Origin of the sequence: Lysinibacillus halotolerans, from assembly GCF_003711845.1 — a bacterium.
Taxonomy (GTDB): Bacteria; Bacillota; Bacilli; order Bacillales_A; family Planococcaceae; genus Ureibacillus; species Ureibacillus halotolerans.
Genome location: NZ_RHLQ01000009.1, coordinates 71,334 through 82,955, shown reverse-complemented (window position 1 = coordinate 82,955; position 11,622 = coordinate 71,334). Strand labels below are relative to the sequence as shown.

Below are 11,622 nucleotides of genomic sequence, written 5' to 3'. Positions count from 1 at the left end.
CAATTTTTTGAGAAGAACCTACACCAAGGAAGTAATCAGCTGCAACTCCCGCTGCCATTTTACCAACCGGCATTGCAACAGATTCTATAATTGTTGCCGGAATTGGTAATACCCCATAAACATAATTTCCATCTGCTGTTAAAACTGTTGTAGCAGGGAATAGTTTTTCCCAATAATCTGCAGGGTTAACAACTAAAATGACGTTACTCACTTTTCTTTTACCGTTTTTAGTAAGAGGGTACATCACATTTTTACCAAGTGACTTTGGTGTTAAATCTGATAATGCTGTTGCTGTTTTATCAGGATATACACCATCTACTACCGCTCCATTTAAATCTTTAATCATTCCAATTGGTTCATCTTTACCAGTACCCGAAACAACAGCAGTTTCTAAAGCGATATTACAAGCTTCTACTAATACCGCGCGAACATATTTATCTAACCATTCAGGTCCTAAGTTCAGCATTGATTTAGCGACTGGTAAATAAGCTGATAATTTATATAGATTTGTATTAACAACATTAAATCCGTTATCAAGTTTTTTCTTGATTGCGTCTGTTAATTTACCCCAAAATGCTGGGTTTACATCACCGTTTTTAGTAATCCATTTAGTGACACCAGTTGTATTTACAAAAGTAATTGCTTGTAATAAAGCGTGTGATTGTTCTAATTCATCAAATACTCGATTAATTACCGTCGCGGGTACAAGCTCTTCAACTCCGCCAAAACCTTCATTGTTAATAACAGCATTGTAATACTTTTGTTCTGCAGAAGTTAATGGACGTATACCGCGCTCAGCTAAGATACGAGAATCGCTCATTTCGTTTGTAACCAATGACTGTGCTTCTTGTAATATTTGGTTTTGAATGCCACCTGCAAGCGCCACTAGAGCATTTGCAAATTTTTCTGTGTCCCCTTCTTGTAAAGCTGCAACGATATTAGACTTCATTTCATTTTGTGCTTGCATATTTTGATCTGGGTTTAAAATTCCTGGCATATTATTTGCCCTCCTATTTTTTTAAAATAAAAAACGCTACTCGTTTGAGTTGCGCTTGAATTTATTAAGAATATTTTGTTTTTCATTTTGCTCTGGTTTTTTATTTCGGAATTTTGCAAGAATGCTATTTTTTACTTCTAACGGATCTAGTTCTTCTTCTTCCTCTTCCTCTTCTTCTGACTGAGTTGTATTTCCAACACTATCTGCAAAACCTACTTCTACAGCTTCTTCATCTGTAAACCAAGTTTCAGCAACGATGAGTTTTTCTACATCTTCTTTTTCACCTTTGAATCTAGTCATATAAATATTGGCAATGGATTTATCAATACCTTCTAATGCATTCAATGTTTTTTGAATATCGGTTTTGGTACCCCAAACCCATGTTGATGCCTCATGAATCATGATCATAGAACCCGTATTCATAATCACTTCATCACCAGACATGGCTATTAAAGAAGCTGCAGATGCTGCAACACCATCTATATGGATAATAACTTTTGCATCATGGTTTTTTAAAAGGTTATAAATAGTAATACCATCAAATACATCTCCGCCAAGAGAATTAATGTGTACATGAATTTCATCGGCATCAATGTTTTTTAAGGCATTTTCAACATCATTTGCTGATGTTGAATTATCATCCCACCAACTTTCGCCTATGTCACCATAAATAATTAGTTTCGCAACATTCTCAGAAGCTGTTGCTTCAAACTGATTTGTTATATGTTTTTGTCCGTACGTATTGCTGTACGGATTGTTTTTAAAACGACGTTTCGTCAAATGTCTTCACCTCCTTCTAATGCAGAGGCATCAGAATAGTTTTTAGTGACATATCGTTTATCTGCCCACGGCTCATTAATTCGTTCCCCACCGATTCGCTCAATAATGTCGTTAATCGATAATCCTCCAATAGCAAACAACTTATCTAGTGCTGTTGCTAAGTCAGATAAATCTGTCACTTTAATATTCGTAGCATCTATTTTTATATAGTTGCCATTTAGATATTCTTCTTGCTTGTACCATTTTTTATTGACTTCTGCTGAAATCAAATCGATTAGTGGTAGCAATCCAAACATTAAGAAATAATTAACTAACTCCTTTACGTTCACAACGTCACCTTTCACTAATCCCCGTGGCACATGTAAGGCTGAGGAAACAAAATCAAATATATCATCCACTAAATTGCGAACGTCACGACTATCGTTTTTATTTGCTCCACTTTTTCCATTACCACTTAAATCTTCTAGTGTGTAACCATCCTGTAATTGAAAAATAGCTCCGGCATTATTAGCTTCCAACCAAGGTTTAAATTGAGCTGTAAGCATCTCGTTAATTTGTTCTTGGCGTTTGTCATTTTGTGGTCTTAAGAAATCCCCTTTTAATACTAGTCGTTTAGCATTAGAACGCTTATAAATATCTCTAGCAGAAGAAATAAGAGAACCATAGTCCGAATATAGTGTGTTTATAACATTCATCACGTTTTCGTTATTTAGTTTGAAATAGAAAACTTGGCTTTCTTTAAAAGTTTTAGTTAAACTCAAATCTCCTATTGTCACACCGGAGTAAGTATTTTCTTTAAATGCATATTCTTCTTTGTCGAAACTATCAGCGACATACCACATTTCATTTTGAGGAATTACCAATACTTCATTATTGTAATAGAGTTTGTAAATTATCTTTTTCCAGAATTCAACTGCATTTTCATTTTGGTTAGGCGCTACATTCATTAGGTAATAGTTAATTTTTTTCACCGATTTGTTATTTTCCATCGTTTTAAACTCGCATCTTGCAAATGCGTCAGCAATTAAATTTACACATGCATCTATTGCTAGTCGTTTATATGAGTCTGCAACTGTAAGTTGTACAACAATGTTCATTAAATCTTTATTTGACGAAAATGGATTCCAATTTTTTAGCCAACCAAACATTGACATGGTACCACCCCTTTCTAAATAACAATTGGTTTGAACTCTGCTAAAGATTCATAGTCAATGTCTCCATAGTCCTCTAATTCAGAGTCAAAATTCAGTGCATGTAAAAAAGCGAAAAAACCATCTGTTTTTCGCTTTTCAGGATCTATTTTTTTGTATTCTTTGTTTTGATTATCCAGGTAATCTACATAAACATTTCCGACATACCATCGCATTAATGGATCATCGCCAAAAACTAATGTTTGATTAATAAACATATCATCAACTAATGGTGATAATTGAGAGTGTGTAAATTTCCCTGTACGACAGACTTCCACTTCAAAACCTGCCTCTTTAAGTGCTGGACCTAATATCCTGGCTCTATAAGTATCTAAAGAGATTTTCTTTATATAAAACGTTTCTGCTTGTTTAACAAACCAAGCAACTATCTTTTCTGGTGGAATCGACTTACCATAAACTATTTCTGCAAGTCCTTTATCCAGAGCAATCTGTACAATATCCTTATTGATGTCTTGTAATTCTAATGCTTTTTGGTGAATAAACGTATGGTGTAACCAATAACGTTTCCCATTGTATTTGGCTAATAATCCAACTGAGCAGAAATCTCGAACATCTGCAAAGTCAACACCGCCGATTGTATCTAACCCTTCTAGTTTGTCATATGGAACAGGCTGATTTGTTGCTAAACGATCCTCATATGAAGCAACTTCAAAACGAGTATCTTCAACTGGGCAGTTCATTCTCTTTGTCATAAACTCAATACGAATAGCCGCGTTTCGTTGCATTTGACTATATTCCTTTTTCATTTTTCGTTGTAAATTAACGTTGTATGGTAATGAAGGATTTGCCTTCTCCCAATTTTTAAAATCGTCAACCTCACTAGGATCATCTAATTTACAAATAAACGGAAATAAAGAAGATTCCTCAATTCCAATTTCACCATGTAAGATTGCACGTGCTTCTTCTTTTAAATCATCTAACGGGCCTCCTCGAACTTTCCCATCAGTAGACATATGAAATTCCCTATAATCTTTTATTTTACCCCCACCGGAAGTGAAAACTTTGATAGTTTCGTAATCTTTATATTCATGCTCTTCATCAAACGCAACACACCCTGAACGCTTACCATCCTTAGTTCGAGCATTTGATGTATTAAAAGTCAACGTGCTTTTTGTCGCGTTATTTTGAATCTTTTCTTTTGAACGATAGAAAGCATTTTTCAATTTTTTTAAGTTTGCTTTCTCTTCCAATACGTTATATACATCTTCAAATGACGTTTTTGCTTGCGTCTCTGATGTTGCCACAATATCAATATGATAATTTGGTATTCCATGCTGCTTTGTCATCATAAAAAAAGAATCCCATGAAAAGAATCCATTTTTACCAGCACCACGCCCCATATAAAGAAGGTACCTATCGAATACTAATGAATCATCTGATTTCCAACGTAGACCGAATATAAAAACATTCACGAACTTCTGCCAGTCAAATAGTTTATATGGAAAATACTTTGCTGGTATCTCAACGCTATCATTAACCATTTGGTGGTTAATATACACATCGTCACGAGCCAGTATTTTAAGGATGTAATCTTTTAGAAGAAACTGTTCTTCGCAGGCAGCCACTTTCCCAGATTCAATTAAATCAAAATACGTATCTATGAATTCATGTGAATTACACGTCGTCACCATCATCATCACCACCTGGCTTTTCTACTTTTGAAGCATCTAAGCCTAGCTCACTAAGAAGTTTTAACATTTGTGCATTGGTTTTGTTCAACTCCGTCACGCTATCATTCTTCTTTTTATTAACACTACGACCATTTACCACTAAAACCGTTACTCCACGTTCTTCAATATCTGCGATCAATTTATTTTTTACATCCCATAAAGACATATAATCATTTATTAAATCGCTATAGTGAGCTTGTACTATCCCGTTTTCTTCCAATTGCTTCCGTAAACTAGCTTCAATATTTTTACGGGTGCGTTTGTATTTTTCATTTTTCACCGTTTTTGTGTGCAATTCATTACTATTTTGTTCTTCATCTTCATCATTTTCAGTAATTTTTTTGGCCCAATCATAACGTCGATGCCAACTTTTCACTGTATTAATAGATACATCGTACTTTTCCGCAATTTCCTTGTATTTCAAACCTTTTTTATAATCGATTAACGCTTGTTCATGATTCTTTTTTTCCATCTCTCCACCACCTTGCACCCCTAACTACTAGTTGCAACTTGTATGCAAATCGAACTCACGTGAGGAAATGAAAAAATATTTTTTCCCATCGCCCCCCTCCGTTGAATTGTCCCCCGAAAAAAAGCCGAATTTTTTTAAGGGGGGTATAAAATTGTTTTTGGTTTACCATTTCTCTTCGTTAACAAATCTTTTTCCTTGTTGGACCATGATTGTCCCATAACGATCATGCATCTTGTTATGACAAGAGTTACATAAGCTTTCTAGATTACTAAGAGTTAAGGCTAATATCGGAACCACTTTAACTTCTTTTAAGTGATGAACGCACTGTGCTCTACGATACCTACCTTTACGTTTACATTCTTGGCATTCATAATTGTCACGCTCAAGTGCTTGAAGTCTAAGCCTCATCCATTCACGAGACTTATAAAACTTCATGAGATTGCCCTCATGAATGTATCTCATAAGCTCTTTAAAACGTTTCTGACTAATCATGTATAACGCTCCTTTTCATAGTTCAAAACGTTTTTCCCTTTCACTTATAAGTGGCATTCGTCAGGTAGTGCACCCTATAACACAACATATCTATAATTCTGTTGCGTTTTATTTTTGCCGTTGCATTCTTGTTATTACTGTATTTTAAAAATTATTTATTTAAAAACGCACAGTTCCTAAATTATGTTGTGTTAAAGGGTTGTGGGTGCAAATATTATTCTTTAAAATTAATTAAATTTCTATTAAAATAAACATAAAAAAAGCCGCTACTCATAATGAGTGCGGCCTTTGTATTTTAATTTAACCCTAGCTTTGTTGCAATTCCCGGAATATATATACTAACTACAACCAAAGCAAAAACTCCGATGGTTACACATGTAAACATGATCTTCTCTAACCATCTAGGCATTCTGATTAATTTATAAATAATTAATTGAACACCTATTACTAAGATTATTATTCCACCTATAATAAGTATATGATTTCGAATAACTTCTGCACCTTGAGACATAAAAGATAAATCTACTCGAGGCAAAAAACCCACCACCTTTTCTATACTTTTTATAATTATATAATTAAAAAGAACTACTTTCTAAGTATTTTTCTTTAAATTAAAAAAAGCCACGATCTTATAGATCGTGACTTATGACACTAGCTTTAATTACTTTATCTATATTTAATTTTATTGCTTCTAATGATCTCTTTTTCTCTACAATTTCTGAATTTGTTGCCGATAATTCAATTTCTAAAAGGTTATATTCATCTTCTAAATGTCTGCCATGTAAGTTCCATTGTTTTTCTATTTCCTCTTGTTCAAGGTTATCTTCTAATTCATCAAAAGAATTTCTTATAATATCCCATCTCGCTTCAATAATACGCATTCTTTTTTTCTTTTCATCAATAACCTTTTGAATTTTTGCTAATTCATTCTCGACTTCTACATACCAATTATTTAAATCTTCTAATACATAACTTTCTAAGACCAATATTGACATCGCCCTTCAATCTATAATTCTAGGTGGCAAATAATTTGTTTACAACTAGTATTAGTACTGCAGTATAAATAGATTAAACTAACTTTTTTGAGGTTTTTTTATTCTGAATCTAAACAAATTAGTAGCATTTTTATTATTTTCAACTTTCGGGTAAGGTACACCAATTTCTTGATAGATTTTTTTCATAACTAATATATCATCAAAGAAAAGTAGACCGTATTTATTAGATGCTTTAATGATTTTATTTATTATATATTCGCTGTAAGTACAGTTGTTAAATTCACTTTTTAATTTTATTTCATTCCCCTGACTATCCCACTTATTAACAAACCACAAATTGCTTTTTACTGAAAATAGATGTTGTCCAAAAAGTAGTATAGTTGCTTTTTTAAAACAATACTCGAATGTTTCTTCATTAATTTTCATTGTGAAAACATCATTTTCACTTATTCCTTCAATATTTCTTTCATACTCTAGAACTTTAGTAAAAGCAGTTTTATTATTTTTTAATATTAACAAGCCTCGATTTAAATCACGGCCTGAATAATTAGTCACAAGGTATTTAACTAAAAATCCCGTAATTTCATAGTTTGATATCTCTATACTCTTAACTAAACCTTGTAATAAAATGACCAAAAGAGACGTCTTATTTCTATTATCTTTAACGTCATAATCATATACAATATTAGTTATGCTTTTTATTTGATCATTAGTTATTAATTTCATTAACAGATATTTATAAGTAATCAAAGTTTGTTCTTCAGGCAATCTACTTAAACCCTCTAGAAAAATTAATAGTTGCTTTTCATCTTCCAAATCAATAACATCAACTAAATCATGTAAACTTATTTTAAATATTTTAACTAATAAATGATCATTATCAATGTACAAATTAAAATATAATGAGATAGCCATTTTTGCTTTATTGTATTGCTTATTTTTCAATAAGTTACCAATTAATGATAAATTACTTCTGATTGCAGAATGATATAACGGAATTATCTTCTCAGGTTCTTCCTTTAATAGCCTAGTAGAAGCTTGAAAACCTTTACGGTCCATTACCTTTAATTTATTAAACATCTTTTTAAATTTCTCAATATTTTCTTCAAACTCTTTATTCATATCATTATCAGCAACAAACTTTAAATTTTGATAGACACTTTCAAGACTAAAATGGAATTTCCTGTATAATTTGTCCAAGTAATCTTCAAACTTTATGTCTCTATCCATTGATAATATGGTGTCAAATAATTTCGAAGCATGATTTATTGAATCAACAAGCATATTGTCTAAACTCATTGTTCTAAAAAGATATCTAATAAATTTAATAATATAATGCAGTAAAAGTACGAGGCCTATACAGAGAATAATTACATTCCAAAATACCTCTTTTGTTATTTGTAATGAATCTCTATAATTTTGGTTATTTAATTGCCCTGTATATGTACTAATAATTAAAAAACCGAAGAAAATATTAAAAAGCATTAAACACACAACAAAAATCAACAGCTCATTTTTTCGATTATTTGTCGAAGCTGAAGGGGACACACTTTTTTGCTCTCGAGATGTAAAAACATAAATTGCTGATAATAATGAGATAATAATTGTTAAAGAACTAATAATAGTAGTGATAACTGTTTTAACATGTCTATCATTAATATTACTAATGCCTATTGCATTGATTAAGTCACCTAACGAATCTGTTAAAACTTTCGGAGGTGTATTAAGAAGTGATAAACTCCAGTCCAATAAGAAAGTAATTCCCCCTATAGCAAAAAATAGCAATAGGAAGTGGGTTTTTATTATATCTTTTATTTTTTGAAAACATATTGAGATGTATGTTTTTAAATAAATATATGTTTTAGAATGAATAATTACTTTAAAATACTGTTTAATTTCTGTACACCACTTTCTAATATGTATTATATGGTAATAAAAAAATGTAAACAAAAAGGGCGATAATATCGCCCGAAGTTATCATATCAACGTACTAATGCATGTTCTACCTGCTCAGAAAAAAATTTTTTAATTAATTCTTTTTCTATAACTTGATTTTTTTTTGTAAATAACCATGGATCTTCTTGATGAGTTAATTCTTCTAACGTTTTACCATCCAAATCTCCATATTCATACCAAACATTTTTGATAATTTCTTTTTCTTTCTCTGTTAATAAAGAATCATCAAATGGCTCACGTGGAATAGTATAGTAACCATGTCTTTTGTATTCATCATAGATTGTTCGATTAACTGGCCCATGATCCCAGGCTAGTAAATCATCATTAAAAAGTGGATTACTTGTTTCTCTTAAATAATACCCTTGAGCATAATATAACAATTTCTGTAGTTTTAACGGAGTAATAGCAAATTTTGTTGTTTCTGTACTTAAAGAAATAAAGTATTTTGCAACATCTCTAACATCTGCCATTTTAATCCCTCCTATCTTAATATTATTATATATAGTCTTATTTAGTATTACAAGGTATCAAATTGTATTATTCTGTATTATAATTTAACGTTTTGTTTTAAAACTGACTGTTTTGGTTAAAAGTATTATACCCAATTTAAAGCATTTTATTTCAGTTTGTTCATCATATGCTATCAATAAAAATTTGTTCACAAATGAAATAAAATAAAATAATATTAATTATCGGTATAATCCAGCAATCTTTTCATCCAAGGTATCTTGGCCAACCCCTATATAAAAAAGCGTTGTTGTTTCTTTTGAATGATTAAATATCTTCATAAGCGAAGCAACTTCTTTATATTTAGAATAAAAAGTGTATCCGAATGTCTTTCGCATTGAGTGGGTACCAATTGGCTCTGGATATCCAATAGCCTCTGCAGCTTCTTGTATAATTCGGTAAGCTCTAGTTCTATCAATTGGTTTGGGCTTGCCTGTATTTGTTTTTTTCTGACTTTCAAAAAGATAGTCAGTATTTCGTAAATCCTTTATATACTCGTCTAATACCTTTCTTAAAGGACTTGGAATGATAAACCGTTTTTGTTTACCAGTTTTTTTTTCAAAAATCATAATATGTGTCCCCAATACATCTCTCTTCTTTAATGGCAATATGTCTGATATACGTAAACCTGTATGAATCCCGACCATAAACATCACGTAATCTCTCATGCTATTTTCCTTAAAGTAATTTAGAAATTCCTCTAACCAATCTTTTTCACGTATAGGCTCTACATATCTCATGACATTACCCATCCTTCACTTTCGATTTTCTTTTTACAAGTTTCAATAGTCTCCCAGACAGTTTGCTTTGTTATCCCCAACATCTCACCAACCTCCTCAAAACTAAAGCCTTGTGCATAAAGTTCTAATATTTCCTGTTGGCGTTTTGTTAAAGAAGATACAATTTCTTTTGCTATTTGAGATTTATAAGAATCCTCCTCGATTTCATCTGATGATGGATTATCATGACTGTATTGATCGTAGCTCTTGAAATGTATTACATTTCTTTCGCTTTTCATTTCTCTTTGATAAACTGCTCTTCTTTCAATGCCTCTCATTAGTCCTGGTTGCCGACCTGTTGCTAACCATTCGATAGTAAAGTTAATAGTTCTTAAAGCAGCATTTAATATTCTTTCATCATGCTGCAGCATAAGTAGATGTTCTTTCCCAGTGGAATTTAAATGTTTTTGCTTTTTATAAAATCGAATTTGCTTTTGTATTTCCCTCAGCTTATCCTCTGTGAAAATTAAACTAGCTTGATATTCTTTTAATAAATCAATCACTTATACTGCACCTGCCTAACTTAATTATTTTTTTCGAAATGAACCTTTTACACGTTTATAAATGTCTCTATTAATTCCCATTAGCGCCTCAATTTCTCTCTTGCTTAACTTCTCTTTAAAATTTTGCGATTTACTTTTTTTCTTTCTCTTCTTCATTGGTTTAATAGCAAGTCCATTTTTAATTAGCTGCTCCTGTAATGTGCGTGTCATATATACTCTCCCCTATTCACAAAATAAAAAGGACATCAAATCATGAGAGTGCCCATACTCTCAAAATTCGATGTCCTCGGTTGTTCCGATAGACTTATAATTTTTCGCTACATTCGTGTACTGCTCTAGTTGGTTTATTTGATTCCCAACTAATTATAGTTTTACCGAAACCTGTTGTTGGTGCTTGCACCTTTTTCATTTGCCCATCTTTCACTAAGTAAATTCCATCTTGCAAATCTTGTAGTTGTTTGCCCATTCAACCACTCTCCTGCTATAATAATAATGTCGAGTTATAGCAAGAGAGTGAGAGTCGTAGTTGCTGCTACGGCTTTTTTATTTGTCGTAAATTATTGTGGTTGTGGTAAAAATAAGTGTTAATGCAACTGAATCCTTTCTATTTTTTATACTGTTTGTAACTTTGAACTAATAAAGAAATAACATTTTTCCTTTGTTTTAAATCCTTCATGAAGTTCCTCATTTTCAACTTCGTAAAACTTGTCCGTTTTTCTAATGTTAAATGATTCAATTTTAACTTCTTCATTTTCTTTCAAACCATTAATTTTTTTATATACCGGATCACTTTCTAATCCTAGTACCTCGTACAGATTCATTTGTGAAAGCAACTAATATACCTCCTTGGTGTTTTCGAAGCTTCTTTTGTAATCGCAGTTCCCTGTGCTTAATGTATCGCTCTATTTCTTTTTCATACAACGCTTTTTCTTGGTCGCTTATATCACTTGTTTCCAAATCCTTAAGTAAAGCCTCAACATAGCTATTCATGATTCCACCACTTTCTTAGTTCGTATGAAGTATTATCACCTCACTCTTCTACCTCAATTCTTTCTCTTACAGTCGAATTGAATATCTCTCCAATTTTTAAGAGCTTGCTATATATTGGGCAACCATCACAAGGTTCATTCGATCTATCAGTTCGAGTAATACAAATCTCCTTGCAATGCAGTTCCCACAAAAGTTTTTGTCTCTCACAAGCTAATATTCTTTTTGGTTTATCTATGACACCCATATTACCCTCCAATACATTACACATAA

At 32.0% G+C, this 11,622-nt stretch carries 15 protein-coding genes; all 15 read right to left on the bottom strand.

Annotated elements, in window-relative coordinates; translation table 11 throughout:
* On the bottom strand, nucleotides 1–997 hold a 997-nt coding region (locus EC501_RS05705; protein ID WP_122971331.1), incomplete at its 3' end, for a phage major capsid protein.
* 36 nt (nucleotides 998–1,033) lie between these two features.
* Complete coding sequence (locus EC501_RS05700) at nucleotides 1,034–1,777, bottom strand: head maturation protease, ClpP-related (protein ID WP_241559282.1); 744 nt, start codon at nucleotides 1,775–1,777, stop codon at nucleotides 1,034–1,036.
* Entirely contained in the window at nucleotides 1,774–2,931 is a 1,158-nt protein-coding gene (locus tag EC501_RS05695; RefSeq protein WP_122971330.1) for a phage portal protein, read from the bottom strand. Before EC501_RS05695 ends, EC501_RS05700 begins: the two co-directional genes overlap by 4 nt.
* A gap of 14 nt (nucleotides 2,932–2,945) precedes the next feature.
* Complete coding sequence (locus tag EC501_RS05690; protein WP_122971329.1) at nucleotides 2,946–4,619, bottom strand: terminase TerL endonuclease subunit; 1,674 nt, start codon at nucleotides 4,617–4,619, stop codon at nucleotides 2,946–2,948.
* A complete protein-coding gene (locus EC501_RS05685) occupies nucleotides 4,603–5,130 on the bottom strand; it encodes a P27 family phage terminase small subunit (RefSeq protein WP_122971328.1) in 528 nt (175 codons plus the stop codon). Before EC501_RS05685 ends, EC501_RS05690 begins: the two co-directional genes overlap by 17 nt.
* Before the next feature lie 162 nt (nucleotides 5,131–5,292).
* Nucleotides 5,293–5,622, bottom strand: a complete 330-nt coding sequence (locus EC501_RS05680) for an HNH endonuclease (protein WP_241559281.1) — start codon at nucleotides 5,620–5,622, stop codon at nucleotides 5,293–5,295.
* A 295-nt stretch (nucleotides 5,623–5,917) separates the two neighbouring features.
* Nucleotides 5,918–6,157, bottom strand: a complete 240-nt coding sequence (locus EC501_RS05675; RefSeq protein ID WP_122971327.1) for a hypothetical protein — start codon at nucleotides 6,155–6,157, stop codon at nucleotides 5,918–5,920.
* Between the two features lie 94 nt (nucleotides 6,158–6,251).
* The gene (locus EC501_RS05670; protein WP_148037798.1) at nucleotides 6,252–6,617 is read right to left on the bottom strand and encodes a hypothetical protein; all 366 of its coding nucleotides are present in this window, start codon (nucleotides 6,615–6,617) and stop codon (nucleotides 6,252–6,254) included.
* Nucleotides 6,618–6,695: 78 nt separating this feature from the next.
* Complete coding sequence (locus EC501_RS05665) at nucleotides 6,696–8,366, bottom strand: hypothetical protein (protein ID WP_122971325.1); 1,671 nt, start codon at nucleotides 8,364–8,366, stop codon at nucleotides 6,696–6,698.
* A 233-nt stretch (nucleotides 8,367–8,599) separates the two neighbouring features.
* Entirely contained in the window at nucleotides 8,600–9,043 is a 444-nt protein-coding gene (locus EC501_RS05660) for a Panacea domain-containing protein (protein WP_122971324.1), read from the bottom strand.
* Between the two features lie 219 nt (nucleotides 9,044–9,262).
* On the bottom strand, nucleotides 9,263–9,820 hold the full coding sequence (locus EC501_RS05655; RefSeq protein WP_122971323.1) for a site-specific integrase: 558 nt from the start codon (nucleotides 9,818–9,820) through the stop codon (nucleotides 9,263–9,265).
* On the bottom strand, nucleotides 9,817–10,362 hold the full coding sequence (locus EC501_RS05650) for a sigma-70 family RNA polymerase sigma factor (protein ID WP_122971322.1): 546 nt from the start codon (nucleotides 10,360–10,362) through the stop codon (nucleotides 9,817–9,819). Before EC501_RS05650 ends, EC501_RS05655 begins: the two co-directional genes overlap by 4 nt.
* 24 nt (nucleotides 10,363–10,386) lie before the next feature.
* Nucleotides 10,387–10,572: a hypothetical protein gene (locus EC501_RS05645; protein WP_122971321.1), complete on the bottom strand. Its 186-nt coding sequence runs from the start codon at nucleotides 10,570–10,572 to the stop codon at nucleotides 10,387–10,389.
* 94 nt (nucleotides 10,573–10,666) lie between these two features.
* On the bottom strand, nucleotides 10,667–10,828 hold the full coding sequence (locus EC501_RS05640; protein WP_122971320.1) for a DUF3954 domain-containing protein: 162 nt from the start codon (nucleotides 10,826–10,828) through the stop codon (nucleotides 10,667–10,669).
* A gap of 145 nt (nucleotides 10,829–10,973) precedes the next feature.
* The gene (locus EC501_RS05635) at nucleotides 10,974–11,195 is read right to left on the bottom strand and encodes a hypothetical protein (RefSeq protein ID WP_122971319.1); all 222 of its coding nucleotides are present in this window, start codon (nucleotides 11,193–11,195) and stop codon (nucleotides 10,974–10,976) included.
* Between the last annotated feature and the right edge of the window lie 427 nt (nucleotides 11,196–11,622).